This is a genomic window from Pseudomonas sp. M2(2023) (assembly GCF_030263955.1).
GTDB classification, from domain to species: domain Bacteria; phylum Pseudomonadota; class Gammaproteobacteria; order Pseudomonadales; family Pseudomonadaceae; genus Aquipseudomonas; species Aquipseudomonas asiatica.
Genome location: NZ_CP127114.1, coordinates 131,819 through 150,602 on the forward strand (window position 1 = coordinate 131,819; position 18,784 = coordinate 150,602).

Annotated in this window: 18 protein-coding genes and 1 pseudogene; 9 read left to right on the top strand and 10 right to left on the bottom strand. The window is 63.0% G+C overall.

Going from position 1 to position 18,784, the window contains the following annotated elements; genetic code table 11:
* Positions 1-50: 50 nt before the first annotated feature.
* The gene (locus tag QN085_RS00620) at positions 51-1,592 is read left to right on the top strand and encodes an APC family permease (RefSeq protein ID WP_013974795.1); all 1,542 of its coding nucleotides are present in this window, start codon (positions 51-53) and stop codon (positions 1,590-1,592) included.
* A 34-nt stretch (positions 1,593-1,626) separates the two neighbouring features.
* On the opposite strand, the gene gmk is transcribed toward QN085_RS00620, so the two are convergent.
* Together gmk and QN085_RS00630 are read right to left on the bottom strand one after the other, a co-directional pair.
* Complete coding sequence (gene gmk, locus QN085_RS00625; RefSeq protein WP_013974794.1) at positions 1,627-2,247, bottom strand: guanylate kinase; 621 nt, start codon at positions 2,245-2,247, stop codon at positions 1,627-1,629.
* Between the two features lie 13 nt (positions 2,248-2,260).
* The gene (locus tag QN085_RS00630; protein WP_013974793.1) at positions 2,261-3,124 is read right to left on the bottom strand and encodes a YicC/YloC family endoribonuclease; all 864 of its coding nucleotides are present in this window, start codon (positions 3,122-3,124) and stop codon (positions 2,261-2,263) included.
* A 228-nt stretch (positions 3,125-3,352) separates the two neighbouring features.
* Here QN085_RS00630 and rph point away from each other — a divergent pair, with 228 nt between their 5' ends.
* Both rph and QN085_RS00640 read left to right on the top strand, forming a co-directional pair.
* Positions 3,353-4,075 (top strand): ribonuclease PH, encoded by a 723-nt coding sequence (gene rph, locus QN085_RS00635; RefSeq protein ID WP_023661281.1) that lies wholly within the window; start codon positions 3,353-3,355, stop codon positions 4,073-4,075.
* A 23-nt stretch (positions 4,076-4,098) separates the two neighbouring features.
* Positions 4,099-4,467 (top strand): DUF4870 domain-containing protein, encoded by a 369-nt coding sequence (locus QN085_RS00640; RefSeq protein WP_003258195.1) that lies wholly within the window; start codon positions 4,099-4,101, stop codon positions 4,465-4,467.
* Between the two features lie 130 nt (positions 4,468-4,597).
* Here the strand turns inward: QN085_RS00640 and crc are convergent, their stop codons facing one another.
* Entirely contained in the window at positions 4,598-5,377 is a 780-nt protein-coding gene (gene crc / locus QN085_RS00645) for a catabolite repression control protein Crc (RefSeq protein WP_003253401.1), read from the bottom strand.
* 80 nt (positions 5,378-5,457) lie between these two features.
* Here crc and pyrE point away from each other — a divergent pair, with 80 nt between their 5' ends.
* Positions 5,458-6,099 (top strand): orotate phosphoribosyltransferase, encoded by a 642-nt coding sequence (gene pyrE / locus QN085_RS00650; RefSeq protein ID WP_003253405.1) that lies wholly within the window; start codon positions 5,458-5,460, stop codon positions 6,097-6,099.
* A gap of 175 nt (positions 6,100-6,274) precedes the next feature.
* Here the strand turns inward: pyrE and argB are convergent, their stop codons facing one another.
* From argB to coaBC, 4 genes and pseudogenes are all read right to left on the bottom strand, one after another.
* Complete coding sequence (gene argB, locus QN085_RS00655) at positions 6,275-7,180, bottom strand: acetylglutamate kinase (RefSeq protein WP_003258198.1); 906 nt, start codon at positions 7,178-7,180, stop codon at positions 6,275-6,277.
* Between the two features lie 30 nt (positions 7,181-7,210).
* A pseudogene (locus QN085_RS00660) lies at positions 7,211-8,578 on the bottom strand (phosphomannomutase/phosphoglucomutase); the annotation flags it as partial.
* 144 nt (positions 8,579-8,722) lie between these two features.
* On the bottom strand, positions 8,723-9,178 hold the full coding sequence (gene dut, locus QN085_RS00665) for a dUTP diphosphatase (protein ID WP_023661280.1): 456 nt from the start codon (positions 9,176-9,178) through the stop codon (positions 8,723-8,725).
* 5 nt (positions 9,179-9,183) lie between these two features.
* A complete protein-coding gene (coaBC, locus tag QN085_RS00670; protein ID WP_003253409.1) occupies positions 9,184-10,395 on the bottom strand; it encodes a bifunctional phosphopantothenoylcysteine decarboxylase/phosphopantothenate--cysteine ligase CoaBC in 1,212 nt (403 codons plus the stop codon).
* A gap of 128 nt (positions 10,396-10,523) precedes the next feature.
* On the opposite strand from coaBC, the gene radC reads away from it, so the two are divergent.
* Entirely contained in the window at positions 10,524-11,204 is a 681-nt protein-coding gene (radC, locus tag QN085_RS00675) for a RadC family protein (RefSeq protein ID WP_023661279.1), read from the top strand.
* A 134-nt stretch (positions 11,205-11,338) separates the two neighbouring features.
* Here the strand turns inward: radC and QN085_RS00680 are convergent, their stop codons facing one another.
* Positions 11,339-12,943 (bottom strand): ABC transporter substrate-binding protein, encoded by a 1,605-nt coding sequence (locus QN085_RS00680; protein WP_196183992.1) that lies wholly within the window; start codon positions 12,941-12,943, stop codon positions 11,339-11,341.
* Between the two features lie 361 nt (positions 12,944-13,304).
* On the opposite strand from QN085_RS00680, the gene rpmB reads away from it, so the two are divergent.
* Both rpmB and rpmG read left to right on the top strand, forming a co-directional pair.
* Complete coding sequence (rpmB, locus tag QN085_RS00685) at positions 13,305-13,541, top strand: 50S ribosomal protein L28 (protein ID WP_003258972.1); 237 nt, start codon at positions 13,305-13,307, stop codon at positions 13,539-13,541.
* A 10-nt stretch (positions 13,542-13,551) separates the two neighbouring features.
* The gene (gene rpmG, locus QN085_RS00690) at positions 13,552-13,707 is read left to right on the top strand and encodes a 50S ribosomal protein L33 (RefSeq protein WP_003253507.1); all 156 of its coding nucleotides are present in this window, start codon (positions 13,552-13,554) and stop codon (positions 13,705-13,707) included.
* A 92-nt stretch (positions 13,708-13,799) separates the two neighbouring features.
* Here rpmG and QN085_RS00695 read toward each other — a convergent pair whose 3' ends face one another.
* Complete coding sequence (locus QN085_RS00695; RefSeq protein WP_003258971.1) at positions 13,800-14,159, bottom strand: cupin domain-containing protein; 360 nt, start codon at positions 14,157-14,159, stop codon at positions 13,800-13,802.
* 196 nt (positions 14,160-14,355) lie between these two features.
* On the opposite strand from QN085_RS00695, the gene QN085_RS00700 reads away from it, so the two are divergent.
* Both QN085_RS00700 and QN085_RS00705 read left to right on the top strand, forming a co-directional pair.
* On the top strand, positions 14,356-15,849 hold the full coding sequence (locus QN085_RS00700) for an aldehyde dehydrogenase (RefSeq protein ID WP_013974786.1): 1,494 nt from the start codon (positions 14,356-14,358) through the stop codon (positions 15,847-15,849).
* A 141-nt stretch (positions 15,850-15,990) separates the two neighbouring features.
* Complete coding sequence (locus QN085_RS00705; protein WP_023662014.1) at positions 15,991-17,130, top strand: MFS transporter; 1,140 nt, start codon at positions 15,991-15,993, stop codon at positions 17,128-17,130.
* 37 nt (positions 17,131-17,167) lie between these two features.
* On the opposite strand, the gene QN085_RS00710 is transcribed toward QN085_RS00705, so the two are convergent.
* Positions 17,168-18,724, bottom strand: coding sequence for a phospholipase D family protein (locus QN085_RS00710; protein WP_041506317.1), 1,557 nt, complete (start codon positions 18,722-18,724; stop codon positions 17,168-17,170).
* Between the last annotated feature and the right edge of the window lie 60 nt (positions 18,725-18,784).

The following is an 18,784-nucleotide window of genomic DNA, read 5'->3' on the forward strand; positions in this document are numbered from 1 at the left end:
CTTGTACGCAAGGCCTGTGAAAACAATTCCAAAATTTACGGCAAATACTCATGAGCAATTACACAGAAGCCGGCCGCCCACCCGACGTGGCGGCCGACGCGGGCAACACCCAGCGCAGCAAGGGCCTGGCCACCGGCCGGCTGGGCTTGCTGGCCAGCGTGGTGCTAGGCATTTCCACCATCGCCCCGGTCTACACACTGACCGGCGCCCTTGGGCCGACCGTGCGTGAAGTGGGCGCGCACCTGCCAGCGGTATTCATCGTCGGCTTCCTGCCGATGCTGTTGGTAGCCTTGGGCTACCGCGAACTGAACTCGGCGGAGCCGGACAGTGGTACTTCGTTTACCTGGTCGGCGCGTGCCTTCGGTCCGATGATCGGCTGGATCGGTGGCTGGGGCCTGGTGGTCGCCACCACCATCGTGTTGTCGAACCTGGCAGGGGTGGCGGTCGACTTCTTCTATCTGTTCCTTGGTCAGATTACCGGCAAGCATGAACTGGCGGCATTGGCCGACAACCTGCTCATCAACATAACCACCTGTTGCGTGTTCATCGCCCTGGCGGTGTGGATCTGCTGCCGTGGCATGACCACCACCATGACGGTGCAATATGGCTTGGTGGCCCTGCAGTTGCTGGTGCTGATCGGCTTTGCCTTTGCCGCTTTCGGCGAAACCACAGCGCCGCCACCGCTGGAATTCGATTTCGCCTGGTTCAACCCGTTCGGCGTCGAATCTTTCTCGGCCTTTGCCGCCGGGCTGTCTCTGTCGATCTTCATCTTCTGGGGCTGGGACGTGTGCCTGACTGTCAGCGAGGAATCGGTCGGCAGTGACGAGGTGCCGGGCAAGGCGGCCACCTGGACCGTGCTGCTGATCCTCGGCCTGTACCTGTTCACCGCCATTGCCACCCTGCAGTTTGCTGGTATCAGCGAACAGGGCCTGGGCCTGAACAACCCGCGCATCCAGGAAAACGTCTTCGCTCACCTGGCCGGCCCGGTCATGGGGCCGCTGGCGATCCTGATGTCCATCGCCGTGCTGGCCAGTACCGCGGCGTCGCTGCAGTCGACCTTCGTGTCGCCGGCGCGCACACTGTTGGCCATGGGTTACTACGGCGCGGTGCCGCAGAAGTTCGCCAGCGTCTGCCCACGTTCGCAGACCCCGCGTTACGCCACCATCTGCGCCGGCGTGGCCGCGGGCCTGTTCTACGTGACCATGCGCACCCTGAGCGAGAACGTGTTGGCGGATACCATCACTGCACTGGGCATGATGATCTGCTTCTACTATTCGCTGACGGCCTTCGCCTGTGTCTGGTACTTCCGCCACAGCCTGTTCGACAGCCTGCGCCACTTCCTGATGCGCGGCTTGTGCCCGCTGGTGGGTGGGGTGATCTTGTCGGTTATCTTCGTGCGTACCGCCATCGACAGCGCCTCGCCGGACTTCGGCAGCGGCTCGCATGTGGGCGGGCTGGGGCTGGTGTTCGTGATCGCCGCGATCATCTCGGTGCTGGGGATCGTGCTGATGATGCTGTCGCGGCTGCGCGCGCCGGCGTACTTCCTGGGGGCTACCCTGCGTCAGCAGGCTACCTTGCCATTGCAGGAATAAATGATTGGGGCTGCAAAGCAGCCCCATGGGTCTTTCAGGAGAGCAGTTCTTTCAGAAGCCCGCTGTTGCGCTGTTGCTGCTTCTTCAGCAGCAGGCGGTTCGAGCGGAACACTGCCTTCAAGTCCTCCAGCGCCTCGTCGAAGTCATCGTTGATGATCACGTAGTCATACTCGTCGTAGTGCACCATCTCGCTGACCGCTTCCTTCATGCGCCCGGCGATGATTTCTTCGCTGTCCTGCCCGCGGCCGTCCAGGCGCTCGCGCAGTGCCTGCTGGCTTGGTGGCAGGATGAACACCGACAAAGCCTGCGGCATCAGCTTGCGTACCTGCTGGGCGCCTTGCCAGTCGATTTCCAGGATCAGGTCGTAACCCTGGTTCAGGGTCTGCTGCATGGCGCTGCGCGAGGTGCCGTAGAAGTTGCCGAACACCTCGGCATGCTCCAGGAAGTCGCCTTGGTCGATCAGAGCCTTGAATTCCTCGTGGACGACGAAGTGGTAGTTCACCCCGTGCTGCTCACCCGGGCGCATGGCGCGGGTGGTGTGCGAGACCGAGACGCGGATTTGCGAGTCGTCCTGGGTCAGGGCAGTGACCAGGCTGGTCTTGCCGGCGCCCGAAGGGGCCGAAACGATGTAGAGAGTGCCGCTGCTGTGCTTCATGGTCGGGGTGGCCTTACTCGATGTTCTGTACTTGTTCACGCATCTGTTCGATCAATACCTTCAGGTTGACCGCCGCTTGCGTGCTGCGTGGGTCAAAGGCTTTGGAGCCGAGGGTGTTGGCCTCGCGGTTGAGTTCCTGCATCAGGAAGTCGAGGCGCCGCCCGGCAGCACCGCCACCCTTGAGCACGCGGCGCACTTCGGTGACGTGGGTGCTGAGGCGGTCGAGCTCCTCGGCCACGTCGCTCTTCTGGGCCAGTAGCACCATCTCCTGCTCCAGACGTTGCGGGTCGAGTTCGGCCTGCATATCGCCGAAGCGGTCGAGGATCTTCTGCCGCTGTGCTGCCAGCATCTGCGGCACCAGGGCGCGCAGGGTGGTGACTTCGCTGGCCATGTTGTCCAGGCGTTCGTTGATCAGCCGGGCCAGTTCCAGGCCTTCACGCTGACGCCCGGCCTTGAGCTCGGCCAGCGCCTCATCGAACAACGCCATGGCTTCGGTATTCAATGCCTGCGGATCGTTGGCGTCGGCCACCAACACGCCTGGCCAGGACAGCACCTCCAGCGGGTTCAGTGGTGCCGGCTGCTTGATCAGGCCGGCCACTTCCTCGGCGGCGGCAACCAGCTGCGCGGCGCGCTCGCGGTCCACCTTCAGCAGTTTGCCGTTGCTGTCTTCGTTGAGGCGCAAGGTGCATTCTACCTTGCCCCGCGACAGGCCTTGGCGCAGCCCTTCACGCACGGCGCCTTCGAGGTCGCGCAGGGCCTCGGGCAGGCGCAGGTGCGGCTCCAGGTAACGGTGGTTGACCGAACGCAGCTCCCAGACCAGGGTGCCTTGGCTGCCGGCGCGCTCGACACGAGCAAAAGCGGTCATGCTGTGCACCATGGGGAGTACCTCGCGTATATGAATGAACGGTGGGAGCCTCTCGGCTGCAAGGCGCAGGATTGTAGCGCAGTGGGGCCTTGGCGCCCAATCCACCCATGTTACCGACGGGTGGCCTGGCCGGCAGGAAAAGGCGACGGGCTGTGTCGGGCGCGACAATAGGCATGTCTTCCCCGGGCCGTGGGCTCTATAATGCTCGGCAGATTCAAAGTCCCAGTACAGGTATCCCAGATGAAACGTCCAAGTGGTCGCGCCGCCGATCAGCTCCGCTCGATCCGCATCACCCGCAACTACACCAAGCACGCCGAAGGGTCGGTACTGGTCGAGTTCGGTGACACCAAGGTCATCTGCACGGTCAGCGTGGAAAACGGTGTGCCGCGCTTCCTCAAAGGCCAGGGCCAAGGCTGGCTGACTGCCGAGTACGGCATGCTGCCGCGTTCCACCGGCGAGCGTAACCAGCGTGAAGCCAGCCGTGGCAAGCAGGGTGGGCGCACCCTGGAAATCCAGCGTCTTATCGGCCGTTCGCTGCGCGCCGCGCTGGACATGAGCAAGCTCGGTGATATCACCCTGTACGTCGACTGCGACGTGATCCAGGCCGATGGTGGCACCCGTACCGCGTCCATCACCGGTGCCATGGTCGCTCTGTGCGATGCCCTGGCGGTGATCAAGAAGCGCGGTGGCCTGAAAGCCGGCAACCCGCTCAAGCACATGATCGCCGCAGTGTCGGTGGGCATGTATCAGGGCGAAGCGGTGCTCGACCTGGACTACCTGGAAGACTCCGCCGCCGAAACCGACCTGAACGTGGTCATGACCAGCGCCGGTGGTTTCATCGAAGTGCAGGGTACTGCTGAAGGTGCGCCGTTCCAGCCTGAAGACTTCAACGCCATGCTCGCCCTGGCGCAGATGGGCATGAGCGAGATCTTCGAACTGCAGCAGGCGGCACTGGCCGACTGAACCCAGCCAGGGAGGTGCGGGGCATGAGCGAATCGAACCTGTCGATCACCCCGCCCAATGCCGAAATCCGGCAGTGGGCGATGTTCTGCCACCTTTCCGCGCTGCTGGGCCTGGTGGTGCCGCTCGGGCACTTGCTGGGCCCGCTGGTGCTTTGGCACCTCAAGCGCGAGCAAGACCCTTTCATCGACGCCCAAGGCAAAGAGGCGCTGAATTTTCAGATCAGCGTAACCATTGCCGGGTTCATCTGCTTCCTGCTGATGTTCGTGTTCATCGGGCTGGTGCTGTTCGCCATGCTAATGGTCGCGGTGATGATCCTGATCATCATTGCGGCTGTGCGGGCGAATGAGGGCAAGCCGTATCGCTACCCGATGATCTGGCGGCCGATCAAATAGCAGTTAGGGCCGCTCTGCGGCCCTTCGCGGGCGCGCCCGCTCCCACAAGTACAACACAAACCTCAAGGCAGTGATTAACCTGTGGGAGCGGGCGTGCCCGCGAAGGGCTGCAAAGCAGCCCCAATCGCATTCAGATGGTCAACGTCCAGTCATAGTCGACGATCAGCGGCGCATGCTGGGAGAAGCGCGGCTGACGCGGCAGGCGGGCATTGCGCACGAAGCGGCGCAGGCCCGGGGTGAGGATCTGGTAGTCGAACCGGTAGCCCAGGTTGAGCATCTCGGCCTGCTCGTTGTCCGGCCACCAGCTGTACTGGTCGCCTTCACGGCTGACTTCGCGCAGGGCGTCGACGTAACCCATCTCGCCGGTGATCGCATCCATCCAGGCACGCTCCGGCGCCAGGAAACCCGGCGACTGCTGGCTGTCACGCCAGTTCTTGATATCGAGCTTCTGCTGCGCCACGTAGAACGAGCCGCAGTAGATGTATTCGCGACGCTTGCGACGCTGTTTGTCCAGGTACTTGGCGAAGTCGTCCATCAACTTGAACTTCTGGTTCAAGTCTTCGTCGCCGTTCATACCCGAAGGCAGCAGCAGGCTGGCAATACTGACTTTGTCGAAATCTGCTTGCAGGTAACGCCCGTAGCGGTCGGCTGTCTCGAAGCCCAGGCCGGTGATGACTGCCTTGGGCTGCATGCGCGAATACAGGGCCACACCACCTTGGGCAGGCACCTCCGCGTCGCAGGCATAAAGGAAATAGCCATCGAGCTGGAAAGCTGGGTCATCGAGTTCAAAGGCCGAGGCGCGGGTATCCTGAAGGCAGATGACGTCGGCATTCTGGGCTTGCAGCCAGCTGAGCAAACCACGCTCGGCCGCAGCCTGAATGCCATTTACGTTCACACTGATGATCCGCATAAATGGCCCCAAAAATCTCGTGCGTGTATGATACCCGAGCTCAACCCATTTAGCTAAATCCGTGGTGTCCGGGACTATCCATGCAGCCGTATCAGCGCGACTTCATCCGTTTTGCCATCGATCGCGGGGTACTGCGTTTCGGTGAATTCACCCTGAAATCGGGGCGTACCAGCCCGTATTTCTTCAATGCCGGCCTGTTCAACACCGGTTCCGCCCTGGCCGAACTGGGCCGTTGCTATGCCGCAGCCATCGTCGACAGCAAGATCCCGTTCGATGTGCTGTTCGGCCCGGCCTACAAGGGTATCCCGCTTGCAGCGACAACTGCCGTGGCCCTTGCCGATCAGCATCAGCTCGATGTGCCATGGTGCTTCAACCGCAAGGAAGCCAAGGACCACGGTGAAGGTGGCAGCCTGGTCGGTGCACCGCTGGCCGGTGACGTACTGATCATCGACGACGTGATCACCGCCGGTACCGCCATTCGTGAGGTCATGCAAATCATCAATGCCCAGCAGGCCAAGGCCGCTGGCGTGCTGATCGCGCTGAACCGCGAAGAGCGTGGCAATGGCGAGCTGTCGGCGATCCAGGAAGTGGAGCGTGACTTCGGTATCCCTGTGGTCAGCATCGTTTCGCTGACCCAGGTGCTGGAGTTCCTGGCCGATGACCCACAGCTGAAGCAGCATCTGCCGGCGGTCGAGGCTTACCGGGCGCAGTACGGTATCTGATTCGGGCCTGGAAATGAAAAAGGCGACCTTCTTGTGAAGGTCGCCTTTTTTTGTGTCGCCTGTTCCGGCCTCTTCGCGGGTAAACCCGCTCCCACAGGATCTCCACAGCCCTCAAAGGCGGTGCTGTACCTGTGGGAGCGGGTTTACCCGCGAATAGGCCGGGACAGGTTAACGATCAGCGCTGCTTGCGGTTGGTAATCAGGGTACCCACGCCGCTGTCGGTGAAGATCTCCAGCAGCACCGCATTCGGCACGCGGCCGTCGATGATGTGGGAGCTATTCACACCGCCCTGCACGGCATCCAGCGCGCACTTGATCTTCGGCAGCATGCCGCCGTAGATGGTGCCGTCGGCGATCAGTTCATTGACCTGCTCGGTGGTCAGGCCGGTCAGTACCTCGCCCTGCTTGTCCATCAGGCCGGCGATGTTGGTCAGCAGCATCAGCTTCTCGGCCTTCAGCGCCTCGGCTACCTTGCCCGCCACCAGGTCGGCGTTGATGTTGTACGACTCACCGTTGGCACCCACGCCGATCGGCGCGATCACCGGGATGAAGTCGCCCTTCACCAGCATGTTCAGCAGGTCGGTGTTCACACTCACCACTTCGCCCACGTGGCCGATGTCGATGATTTCCGGGGTGGTCATCTCGGGCGTCTGGCGGCTGACGGTCAGCTTGCGGGCGCGGATCAGCTCCGCGTCCTTGCCGGTCAGGCCGATGGCGCTGCCGCCGTGGCGGTTGATCAGGTTGACGATGTCCTTGTTGACCTGGCCACCCAGCACCATCTCCACCACGTCCATGGTCGCCGAGTCGGTGACGCGCATGCCGTCGATGAAGTGGCTTTCGATCGACAGGCGCTTGAGCAGGTCGCCGATCTGCGGGCCACCACCGTGGACCACCACCGGGTTGATGCCCACAGCCTTCATCAGCACGATGTCACGGGCGAAGCCGGTCTTGAGCTCCTCGCTCTCCATCGCGTTGCCGCCGTACTTGATCACCAGGGTCTTGCCGACAAAGCGGCGGATGTAAGGCAGTGCTTCGGACAAAACCTCGGCTACATGGGAAGCGGCATCGCGATCGAGGGTCATGCAGGGCTCCTGTAAGGAACAGATAGTCGGTCAGAACGGCAGTTGCAGCTCAGGCTCAACCCGCAGCAACTGGGTACGGAAAACATCCTTGATACGTTGCAATTCGGCGTTGCTGTCAGCCTCGAAGCGCAGCACCAGCACCGGGGTGGTGTTGGAGGCGCGAACCAGGCCCCAGCCGTGGGCGTAGTCCACCCGCACACCGTCGATGGTGGTCAGGTTGGCTTCGCCCCAGTCGGCGTCGCGTTGCAGTGCATCAATGATGCTGAATTTACCCTCGTCGGTCACATCAATATTGATTTCCGGCGTGGAAATATCGTTCGGGAACGCGGCGAACAGGTTTTCGGCACTCTTCCCGGCCTTGCTGAGGATCTCCAGCAGGCGCGCGGCGCTGTAGATGCCGTCGTCGAAACCGTACCAGCGTTCCTTGATGAAGATGTGACCGCTCATCTCGCCGGCCAGCAGCGAGCCGGTCTGCTTCATTTTCTTCTTGATCAGCGAGTGGCCGGTCTTCCACATCAGTGCGCGGCCGCCGTGCTGCTCGATCAGCGGGGTCAGGCGACGGGTGCATTTCACGTCGAAAATGATCTCGGCACCCGGGTTGCGCGACAGTACGTCCTGGGCAAACAGCATCAGCAGGCGATCGGGGTAGACGATGCTGCCGGTGTTGGTCACCACGCCGACGCGGTCGCCGTCACCGTCGAAGGCCAGGCCGATGTCGGCACCGGTTTCCTTGACCTTGGCGATCAGGTCTTCGAGGTTTTCCGGCTTGCCCGGGTCCGGGTGGTGGTTGGGGAAGTTGCCGTCGACTTCGCAGAACAGCGGGATCACTTCGCAGCCCAGGGCTTCGATCAGTTGCGGCGCGACCACGCCGGCGGCACCGTTGCCGCAGTCCACGACCACCTTGAGCTTCTTGGCCAGCTTCACGTCCTCGACGATCTGCTGGAAGTAGCGGTCAAGGATCTCGACCTTTTCCACGCGGCCTTCGGCGAGGGTCAGGTCGTTGGTTTTCAATCGGGTCAGCAGGGCCTGGATCTGTTCGTTGGCCAGGGTATCGCCAGCGATGACGATCTTGAAGCCGTTGTAGTCAGACGGGTTGTGGCTACCGGTCAGCATCACGCCGGACTTGCCGGCCAGCACGTTGGCTGCGTAATACAGGGCGGGGGTGGGCACCAGACCGACGTCGCTGACCTGGCAGCCGGCATCGACCAAGCCCTTGATCAGCTGTTCGACCAGCATCGGGCCGGACAGGCGGCCATCGCGGCCGACCGAAACCTGCGGTTCGCCCTGGGCCAGGCTCTGCGCGCCGATGGCGCGGCCGATCCAGTAGGCGGTTTCGGCGTGAAGGGTTTTGCCGACCACGCCGCGAATGTCATACGCGCGGAAAATGCTGTCTGGCAGTGCGGCGGGGACCAGGTGGGCCATGTCGTTCATCTCTGGAAGCTCCATTAGTCAAAGGCTTTCTGGGCAGGCGCAAACTGAACGCTTGGACGGTGGTTTCGCCAGAGAGTTCGCCATCCTTGGCCTGAACGGTCATTTCTCGGCTCAGTGGCTGCCGGAATGGCCGAAGCCGCCAGCGCCGCGCTGGCTTTCATCGAACGCTTCGACGATGTCGAAATGGGCCTGTACCACCGGTACCAGCACCAGCTGGGCAATGCGCTCGCCAACGGCGATGGTGAACGGTGTGTCGCCGCGGTTCCAGCACGACACCATCAACTCGCCCTGGTAGTCCGAGTCGATCAGCCCGACCAGGTTGCCCAGCACGATGCCGTGCTTATGGCCCAGGCCCGAGCGCGGCAAGATCACCGCCGCCAGGCCAGGGTCGCCGATGTAGATCGACAGGCCGGTGGGGATCAGCAGGGTCTGGCCTGGCTCGAGGATGGTGTCTTCCTTGAGCAGGGCGCGCAGGTCCAGGCCGGCGGAGCCGGGGGTGGCATACTGCGGCAGGGGGAATTCGGTGCCCAGGCGTGGGTCGAGGATCTTGGCTTGAAGAGCGTGCATGTAACTTATTGAACCTGATTGAGTCGTTCGGCGATGAAGGCGACCAGTTGCCGGGCAATCTTGCCCTTGCTGGTCTGCGCGAAGAGGGTCTGGTGCTGCTGGCGGTCGATCACGGTCAAGGCGTTTTCCTCGCTGTTGAAGCCGATGCTGGGGTTGGCCACATCATTGGCGACGATCAGGTCGAGGTTCTTGTCCTTGAGCTTGCGCGTGGCGTAATCGAGCAAGTGCTCGGTCTCGGCGGCGAAACCGACGCTGAACGGGCGGTCGGCGCGGCCAGCGATGGTGGCAAGGATATCGGGATTGCGCACCATCTGCAGCAGCATGCCGTCGCCGGTCGTAGGATCTTTCTTCAGTTTTTGCGTGGCAACGACTTCCGGGCGGTAGTCCGCAACCGCCGCAGAGGCGATGAACAGGTCGCACGGCATGGCCGCTTCACAGGCCGCGAGCATGTCCCGCGCGCTGACCACGTCGATACGGCTGACCCGGTCGGGGGTCGGCAGGTGCACCGGGCCAGTGACGAGGGTGACCCGAGCCCCGGCTTCGGCGGCCGCTTCAGCCAAGGCGAAGCCCATCTTGCCGGAGCTATGATTGGTGATGTAGCGCACCGGGTCGATGTTTTCCTGGGTCGGGCCGGCAGTGATCAGCACGTGCTTGCCGGTCAGGGCCTGGCGCTTGAAGCTTTCCGCGGCACACCAGGCCAGGTCGGTGGCTTCGAGCATGCGGCCCAGGCCGACGTCGCCACAGGCCTGGCTGCCGGACGCTGGGCCGAACACCTGGATGCCCCGGCTCTTGAGCAGTTCGAGGTTGGCCTGGGTGGCCGGGTCGCGCCACATGGCCTGGTTCATGGCCGGGGCCACGGCGACAGTGGCATCGGTAGCCAGTACCAAGGTGGTCAGCAGGTCGTCGGCCATGCCTTGGGCCATGCGCGCCATGAGGTCGGCGGTGGCCGGGGCGATCAGCACCAGGTCAGCCCACTTGGCCAGTTCGATGTGGCCCATGGCCGCTTCGGCGGCAGGGTCGAGCAGGTCCATGTGCACCGGGTGGCCTGACAGCGCTTGCAGGGTTAGCGGGGTGATGAACTCTGCACCACCACGGGTCATGACGACGCGCACCTGCGCGCCGTGCTCCAGGAGTCGGCGAATCAGTTCGGCGCTTTTGTAGGCGGCAATGCCGCCACCCACGCCGAGAACGATGCGCTTGCGATACAGCCGCTGCATAGGCTTGCCTTTTTCCAGTGAGAGCGGGCGACGACGTTTGAAAATGCCTGCGGCGGAACGTCGCATGTACGAGGCGAAATAGATTAACACAGGGCCGAAATGGGCCGCAGCAAGGGCAGAGGAGCGGGATGAATATCAGGGAGTGGCCGGCTGCAGAGCGGCCGAGGGAGAAGTTGCTGCAGCGCGGGGCCGGAAGCCTGACGGACGCGGAATTGCTGGCTGTATTTCTCGGTTCAGGTGTGCGAGGGCGCAATGTCGTGGAGCTGGCGCGAGGTCTGCTCGTGAAGTTCGGGGGGTTGCGCCAGTTGCTGGAGGCCGACCGAGAGGCCTTCGTCGGCGAGCTTGGGTTGGGCCCGGTGAGGTACAGCCAGCTGCAGGCGCTGCTGGAGATCGGGCGCAGGCACCTTGCAACTTCGATTGAGCGTGAATCCGCGATGGACAGCCCGGCAACGGTGAGGCGCTATTTGAAAGCGATGCTGCGACATGAAGTCAGCGAGGTGTTCGGGTGCCTCTTTCTCGATACCAAGCACAGGCCGTTGGCGTTTGAAATCCTCTTCCGAGGCACGATAGATCGGGCCAGCGTCTACCCGCGGGAAGTGGTGCGGCGGGCATTGCTGCATAACGCAGCGGCCTTGATCCTGTGCCACAACCACCCCTCGGGCAACAGTGAGCCCAGCCAGGACGATGTGCATTTGACCCTGTCGTTGAAGCGGGGGCTGGCGTTGATCGATGTGCGGGTGCTGGATCACATCATCATCGGTGACGGGGAGCCGCTGTCGATGGTCGAGCATGGGTGGATTGTGGCCTGATGGAAAACTGGAGCTTTGTGCTGCCAGTACCGGCCCTTTCGCGGGTAAACCCGCTCCCACAGGGATAGCGCCATGTTGAAAGTTGGCGCGGTCCCTGTGGGAGCGGGTTTACCCGCGAAGAGGCCGGTGCAGGCTTACTTGTTCACAGACACCTTGCTGAAATCCAACCGCCCGAACGGGCTCACCTGATACCCCTCGACCCCCTGGCGCAGCAGGGCCGCCGCCGTCGGGTGCGCCAGCGGCACCCACAGCGCCTGTTGCTGAATCAAGGTTTGCGCCTGCTGGTAAAGCCGGCTGCGCACACTCTGGTCGTTGGTGGTGCGCCCGGCGCTGATCAACTGGTCCAGGCGGCTGTCGCAGAAGCGTGCGAAGTTGGTCCCCGACTTCACCGCGGCGCAGGAAAACTGCGGGCTGAGGAAGTTGTCCGGGTCGCCGTTGTCGCCCGCCCAGCCCATGAACAGCAGGTCATGCTCGCCCGCCTTGGCGCGACGGATCAGCTCGCCCCACTCGATCACGCGGATCTCGGCCTTGATGCCGATCTTGGCCAGGTCGGCCTGCAGCATCTGCGCACCGAGGCTGGGGTTGGGATTGAGCAGGCTGCCCGACGGGCGGGTCCAGATCGTGGTGCTGAAGCCCTCGGCCAGGCCGGCCTTGGTCAGCAGGGCCTTGGCTTTCTTCAGGTCCAGCGGGTAGCCGGGCAGGTCCTTGGCGTAGCTCCAGGTATTGGGCGGGTAGGGGCCGTTGGCGGCCACCGCGGAGTCTTCGAACACGGCCTTGAGGTAGGCCTGCTTGTCGAAGGCCAGGTTGATGGCCTGGCGCACCTCCGGCTTGTCCAGCGGCGGGTGCTGGCTGTTGATGGCGACGAAGGCGGTCATGAACGCCGGGGTGGTGGCCACCTTGAGGTTGCCGTCCTTGCCAGCTTCGGCAATGTCCAGCGGCTTGGGCGACAACGCGACCTGGCACTCGCCGCGCTTGAGCTTCTGCAGGCGCACGTTGGCATCGGTGGTGATGGCGAAGATCAGCGGGTCGACCGCCGGCTTGCCGGCGAAGTAGTCAGGGTTGGCGCGATAGCGTACTACGGCGTCCTTCTGGAAGCGCTGGAAGATGAACGGCCCGGTGCCGATCGGCTGGCTGTTGAGCTTCTCCGGCGTGCCGGCCTTGAGAAGTTTGTCCGCGTACTCTGCGGAGTAGATCGATGCGAAGCCCATGCTCAACGTGGCCAGGAACGTGGCGTCCGGGTGGTTGAGGGTGAAGCGCACGGTGTTTGGCGCGGGTGCCTCGATCGCCTTGATCAGGCTCCCTAGTTGCAGCGACTGGGCATGCGGGTAGCCGCCCGGCGCGGTCTTGTGCCAGGCATGGGCGGGGTAGAGCATGCGCTGGAAGCTGAACAGCACATCGTCGGCGTTAAGTGGGCGGCTTGGCTTGAAGTAGGCGGTGGTGTGGAAGTTCACATCGCGCAGGGTGAAGTCGTAGATCAGGCCGTCGGCCGATACCGTCCAGCTGGTCGCCAGGCTCGGCACCACCTTGCCTTGCGCCGCGTCGAACTCCACCAGGCGGTTCATCAGCACATCGGCTGTGGCGTTGGTGGTGGTCAGTGAGTTGTACTGCACCACGTCGAAGCCTTCGGGGCTGGCCTCGCTGCAGACGCTCAGCGGGGCGGCCTGGGCAACGCTGGCGGCGATCAGGGCGCCTGCGGCGAACAAGGAGTTGAACAATAAGGAAAGGGCGGCGGCACGCATAGTGGCTCCTTGGCTGTCAGTGGCCCATCTGCCAGTGCAGTCTGGAAAAGGCCTACCCTAGTGTGCCCGTCGGGAAATGACCACACCCTTTTTTACAAAATTGGCGACGAGCGGTCGACGGCTGGCGGGGCCTGCCGCTATGCTGGCCCGGCGCGTCGGGGCTCGTGTCAATATTCATCTAATGTTGTTGCGGCCGAGTCTTTCTGGTATAAAGCAGCGCTCTTTTCTAGGGGCTCGGCCTGTCGCATCAGCGAATGCGGCCGATAAGACCTCCAGAATCACGGCGCCCAGGCGCCAAAGACTGAGAGATTAAGCGGCCAACCCATGCCGGGTTGGGCATGTGGTTTTAGAGGGCTGAGTCATGTCGAGAGTCTGTCAAGTTACTGGTAAGGGTCCAGTAACCGGGAACAACATTTCCCACGCAAACAACAAAACCCGTCGTCGTTTCCTGCCGAACCTGCAGCACCACCGTTTCTGGGTTGAATCCGAGAAGCGTTTCGTGCGTCTGCGCGTATCTGCCAAAGGCATGCGCGTTATTGACAAGCGTGGTATCGACGTAGTGCTGGCCGAGCTGCGCGCTCGCGGCGAAAAGTTCTAAGGAGAACGTCATGCGTGAATTGATCCGTCTGGTTTCGAGTGCTGGCACTGGCCACTTCTACACCACCGACAAGAACAAGCGCACCACTCCGGACAAAATCGAGATCAAGAAATACGATCCGGTTGTTCGCAAGCACGTGGTGTACAAGGAAGCCAAGATCAAGTAATTGATCGGCGACCTGAAAAAACCCGCCTCCGAAAGGATGCGGGTTTTTTTATGCCTGCAAGAAAGCCTGGGCTGCAAAGCAGCCCCAGAGGCTTACTTCTGCTCGAACATCACATAGATCTTGCGGCAAGGCTCCAGCACCTCCCAGGTGCCCTTGAAGCCGGCCGGGATGACAAACCGGTCACCGGCACGCAGGGTCTTGGCTCCGCCGTCCTGGTCACGCAGCACCGAAACGCCCTGGACGATCTCGCAGTACTCATGCTCCGTGTAGTTCACCGTCCACTGCCCGACCTCGCCTTCCCACACGCCCGCGGCAAACTGCCCGCACGGGCTGGAATAATGATTGTAGACCGCCTGGTCTGGCTCGCCCTTGAGGATTTTTTCCGCCGCCGGGCGGTAGCGTTCGGCCTCGGTAATGACCTGCGCGAAGTCGATTATGCTGTCGATACTCATGGTTCGGCTCCTGTTGTTGTTTAATAAAATGCACATGAGTAGGCTTTTGAGCCTTTCGTGTCAAATATATTGATAGTTTACACCGGCTGGTTTAGGGTGTCGGTAGCCAAAATGCCCTCGACGCTGGGGCAGAATTCTGACAACGCCTGTGAGTCCTCAGTGCGGCGTTGCACCTAAACAAGAGGAGGAGTTTCGTATGACCACCCTGACTCGTGCGGACTGGGAACAACGTGCCCAGCAACTGAAGATCGAAGGCCGTGCCTTCATCAACGGCGAATACACCGATGCCGCATCTGGTGAAACCTTCGAGTGCCTGAGCCCGGTCGACGGACGCTTCCTGGCCAAGGTTGCCAGCTGCGACCTGGCTGATGCCAACCGCGCTGTGGAAAACGCCCGTGCCACCTTCAACTCCGGCGTGTGGTCGCAGCTGGCCCCGGCCAAGCGCAAGGCCAAGCTGATCCGCTTCGCCGACCTGCTGCGCAAGAACGTCGAAGAGCTGGCGCTGCTGGAAACCCTGGACATGGGCAAGCCGATCGGCGACTCCTCCAGTATCGACGTACCTGGCGCGGCCAATGCCATCCACTGGACTGCCGAAGCCATCGACAAGGTCTACGACGAAGTCGCCCCGACCCCGCATGACCAGCTCGGCCTCGTCACCCGCGAAGCGGTGGGTGTGGTCGGTGCCATCGTACCGTGGAACTTCCCGCTGCTGATGGCCTGCTGGAAGCTCGGCCCGGCCTTGGCCACCGGTAACTCGGTAGTGCTCAAGCCGTCCGAAAAGTCGCCGCTGACGGCCATTCGCATCGCCCAGCTGGCCATCGAAGCTGGTATCCCGGCTGGCGTGCTGAACGTGCTGCCAGGCTACGGCCACACCGTGGGCAAGGCCCTGGCCCTGCACATGGACGTCGACACCCTGGTATTCACCGGTTCGACCAAGATCGCCAAGCAGCTGATGGTTTACGCGGGCGAATCGAACATGAAGCGCATCTGGCTGGAAGCCGGCGGCAAGAGCCCGAACATCGTCTTCGCTGACGCTCCGGACCTGCAAGCTGCCGCCGAAGCTGCCGCCAGCGCCATCGCCTTCAACCAAGGCGAAGTGTGCACCGCCGGCTCGCGCCTGCTGGTCGAGCGTTCGATCAAGGACAAGTTCCTGCCGATGGTGGTCGAGGCCTTGAAAGGCTGGAAGCCAGGCAACCCGCTGGACCCACAGACCACTGTCGGTGCCCTGGTCGACACCCAGCAGATGAACACCGTGCTGTCGTACATCGAGGCTGGCCACAAGGACGGCGCCAAGCTGCTGGCCGGCGGCAAGCGCACCCTGGAAGAAACCGGTGGCACTTATGTCGAGCCGACCATCTTCGACGGCGTGACCAACGCCATGAAGATCGCCCAGGAAGAAATCTTCGGCCCGGTGCTGTCGGTGATCGCCTTCGATACCGCCGAAGAAGCCGTCGCCATTGCCAATGACACGCCGTATGGCCTGGCCGCTGGCATCTGGACTTCGGACATCTCCAAGGCCCACAAGACCGCCCGCGCCGTGCGTGCTGGCAGCGTCTGGGTCAACCAGTACGACGGTGGCGACATGACCGCGCCGTTCGGTGGCTTCAAGCAGTCGGGCAACGGCCGTGACAAGTCGCTGCATGCACTGGAGAAGTACACCGAGCTGAAGGCGACCTGGATCAAGCTGTAATCCAGGGGGCCGCCTAGCTGCCCATTCGCGGGTAAACCCGCTCCCACAGGTACTGCACCGCTCTCAAGGGCGGTGGTGTACCTGTGGGAGCGGGTTTACCCGCGAATGGGCCATGGAAAATTCTTGGCCTGGGAGGCTGCAATGCGTTGGGGTACCTACTTCGCCGTACTGGCATCGGTGCTAAGCGTCGGGCTGGCACTCGGCGTGAGCATGCCGCTGGTATCCCTGCGCCTGGAGGCCTGGGGCTACGGCAGCTTCGCCATCGGTGTGATGGCCGCGATGCCGGCGCTGGGCGTGCTGGTAGGTGCCAGTCTGGCCAGTCGCCTGGCCGGCTGGGTCGGTGTGCCCTCGGCCATGCGCCTGTGCCTGTGGGGCGGGGCGCTGTCGATCGGCCTGGTCGCACTGTTGCCCAGCTACCCGTTGTGGCTACTGCTGCGGTTGCTGATCGGTATGTCGCTGACCGTGGTGTTCATACTCGGCGAAAGCTGGATCAATCAGCTGGTAGTCGAGCAATGGCGTGGCCGCCTGGTGGCGTTGTACGGCAGCAGCTATGCCCTCAGCCAGCTCGCCGGGCCGCTGCTGCTGGGCTTTCTCGGCTCGGATGACGACTTCGGCTTCTGGGCCGCTACCGGCCTGCTGCTGGTGGCGCCGCTGATTCTCCTGGGCCGTGGCGGGGCACCCAGCACAGAGGCCTGCAGCGTCACCTTCGGCGACCTGTTCGCCTTCTGCCGGCGCTTGCCGGTGATCGCCTGGGCCATTGCCCTGTTTGCCTCGTTCGAGGCAATGATCCTGACCTTGCTGCCGGTGTATTGCCTGCAACAGGGCTTCAGCACCGAAATCGCCCTGTTCATGGTCAGTACCGTGGTGGTGGGCGATGCAGTGCTGCAACTGCCCATCGGTGCGCTGGCCGACCATATGTCGCGGCGCGCCCTGTTCACCGGTTGTGCGGTGACCCTGCTGGTGTCCAGCCTGGCGATTCCGTTGCTGCTGCATTCACCGGCGATCTGGCCGCTGTGGGTGCTGTTCGGGGCCAGTGCAGGGGGCTTGTTCACCTTGTCGCTGGTGCTCATTGGTGAGCGCTACCGGGATGATGCGCTGGTGCGGGCCAACGCCCATGTGGCGCAGCTGTGGGGTATTGGCTGCCTGCTCGGGCCGCTGCTGGCCGGGGCCGGCAGCCAGTGGATCAGCGGGCATGCGTTGCCGTTGCTGATGGCTGCGGGGGCTGCGGGGTTGGTGGTGTTGACCCGGCGGCGCGGGGCGTTTGAGCCGGCTTCTGCCTGATGGATTTTGGGGCTGCAAAGCAGCCCCAAAATCGCCGCTACAACATCTTCTCCAGGCCAACCGCCTTGCTGATCCAGGCATTGAACCGCCGCCACATCCCGCCCGGTTCGGACGTGAGCATGCGTCGCCTGCCATTTTCCTCGGTCACCCACACCATCTGGTTACCCACCAGCGTCGGCTGGTAGCTCAAGGCCGGGGCCATGCCCTGTACCGCCAGCGCGCGGGTGTACTCGGCCAGCTCCGGGCTGTCCACCAGTACCCCGACCTCGGTATTCCACAACACTGAACGCGGGTCGAAATTGAACGAACCGATGAAGGTCTTGCGCCGGTCGAACACGATCGCCTTGCTGTGCAGGCTCGAGTCCGAACTGCCATGGAAGCTCAAGCTGTGTCGGGCGCTGGGGTCACCGGGTTGGCGGCGCAGCTCATACAGTTGTACGCCATGCTCCAGCAGTGCCCGCCGGTATGGTGCATAGCCGCCATGCACTGCCGGCACGTCGGTGGCCTCCAGCGAGTTGGTCAGCAGCTTGACCGAGATACCCGCGTCGGCGCTGTGGGTGAGGTACAGCAGGCCGGACTCGCCGGGCACGAAGTACGCCGATACCAGGATCAGCTCGCGTTGCACCTTGCTCAAGTCAGGAGCCAGTTGCTGGGTCAGCAGTAGTTGCGGGTCCGGTTCGTCATCGGCCAGCACCTTGCTCGGCGCATCCCACAGCGCCTGGGCATGGGCCCATATCAGTTCGTTGCGCCACACATCCAGGCGCGGCTGCGACTGGTAGGCCATCAAGCGGTCATACAGGGCTTTGCGTTGGGTCCTGGCTTCGGCCAGTGAAATTTCCAGGCGGTGGCGGCTGGCGCGCAGGTCGCTGGCATCTGGGTCGCGCCAGAGAAAGTCGGTAATCGGCCGGCTCAGGGCGCTGTTCCAGTATTGGTCGAAACTGTGGCCGAGCTGTTCGGCCACCGGGCCGACACCCAGCAAGTCGATGTCGGTGAAGTTGAGGTTGGGTTCGGCATCGAAATACTCATCGCCCAGGTTGCGCCCGCCGACGATGGCCATGCTGTTGTCCACCAAGAACAGTTTGTTGTGCATGCGCCGATGCTGGCGCGACAGGTTGAACAGGCGGCCCACCGCGCGCGTCACGCCGGTGCTGCGGCCCAGGTGTAGCGGGTTGAACACCCGTATCTGGATGTTCGGGTGGGCATCGAGGGTGCCCATGATGACGTCCAGGCCATCGCTGGTGGTGTCGTCGAGCAGGATGCGCACACGTACGCCACGGTCGGCGGCGCGCAGCAGTTCATGCACCAGGGCGCGGGTGCTGAGGCCATCGTGGACGATGTAGTACTGCAGGTCGATGCTCGCCTGGGCGTTGCGGATCAGTTCGGCACGGGCGCGGAACGCCTCGTTGCTGTTGGGCAGCAGGCGAAAGCCCGAGCGGCCGTCGTACGGCGCGGCCTGGCGCAGTACCGAGCGGCCGAAGGCCGAGTCGTTGGCGGGTAACGCCTGGCTGGTTTCGCGGGGCGTGCCGACGCTGGCACAGCCGGCAAGACCAAGCAGTAGCACCAGCAGCAGAGGCAGGGCTCGCTGGAGTCTCAAGGGTGGATCGTCCTGTGCAGCAAAGGCTTAAATGGTTGGACCGTGGCGGGCGGCGCAAAG

Excerpts from the sequence above, each read along its gene's own strand:
- QN085_RS00620 (WP_013974795.1), top strand. The coding sequence starts at position 51 with ATGAGCAATTACACAGAAGCCGGCCGCCCACCCGACGTGGCGGCCGAC.
- gmk (WP_013974794.1), bottom strand. The coding sequence starts at position 2,247 with ATGAAGCACAGCAGCGGCACTCTCTACATCGTTTCGGCCCCTTCGGGC.
- QN085_RS00630 (WP_013974793.1), bottom strand. The coding sequence starts at position 3,124 with ATGGTGCACAGCATGACCGCTTTTGCTCGTGTCGAGCGCGCCGGCAGC.
- rph (WP_023661281.1), top strand. The coding sequence starts at position 3,353 with ATGAAACGTCCAAGTGGTCGCGCCGCCGATCAGCTCCGCTCGATCCGC.
- QN085_RS00640 (WP_003258195.1), top strand. The coding sequence starts at position 4,099 with ATGAGCGAATCGAACCTGTCGATCACCCCGCCCAATGCCGAAATCCGG.
- crc (WP_003253401.1), bottom strand. The coding sequence starts at position 5,377 with ATGCGGATCATCAGTGTGAACGTAAATGGCATTCAGGCTGCGGCCGAG.
- pyrE (WP_003253405.1), top strand. The coding sequence starts at position 5,458 with ATGCAGCCGTATCAGCGCGACTTCATCCGTTTTGCCATCGATCGCGGG.
- argB (WP_003258198.1), bottom strand. The coding sequence starts at position 7,180 with ATGACCCTCGATCGCGATGCCGCTTCCCATGTAGCCGAGGTTTTGTCC.
- dut (WP_023661280.1), bottom strand. The coding sequence starts at position 9,178 with ATGCACGCTCTTCAAGCCAAGATCCTCGACCCACGCCTGGGCACCGAA.
- coaBC (WP_003253409.1), bottom strand. The coding sequence starts at position 10,395 with ATGCAGCGGCTGTATCGCAAGCGCATCGTTCTCGGCGTGGGTGGCGGC.
- radC (WP_023661279.1), top strand. The coding sequence starts at position 10,524 with ATGAATATCAGGGAGTGGCCGGCTGCAGAGCGGCCGAGGGAGAAGTTG.
- QN085_RS00680 (WP_196183992.1), bottom strand. The coding sequence starts at position 12,943 with ATGCGTGCCGCCGCCCTTTCCTTATTGTTCAACTCCTTGTTCGCCGCA.
- rpmB (WP_003258972.1), top strand. The coding sequence starts at position 13,305 with ATGTCGAGAGTCTGTCAAGTTACTGGTAAGGGTCCAGTAACCGGGAAC.
- rpmG (WP_003253507.1), top strand. The coding sequence starts at position 13,552 with ATGCGTGAATTGATCCGTCTGGTTTCGAGTGCTGGCACTGGCCACTTC.
- QN085_RS00695 (WP_003258971.1), bottom strand. The coding sequence starts at position 14,159 with ATGAGTATCGACAGCATAATCGACTTCGCGCAGGTCATTACCGAGGCC.
- QN085_RS00700 (WP_013974786.1), top strand. The coding sequence starts at position 14,356 with ATGACCACCCTGACTCGTGCGGACTGGGAACAACGTGCCCAGCAACTG.
- QN085_RS00705 (WP_023662014.1), top strand. The coding sequence starts at position 15,991 with ATGCGTTGGGGTACCTACTTCGCCGTACTGGCATCGGTGCTAAGCGTC.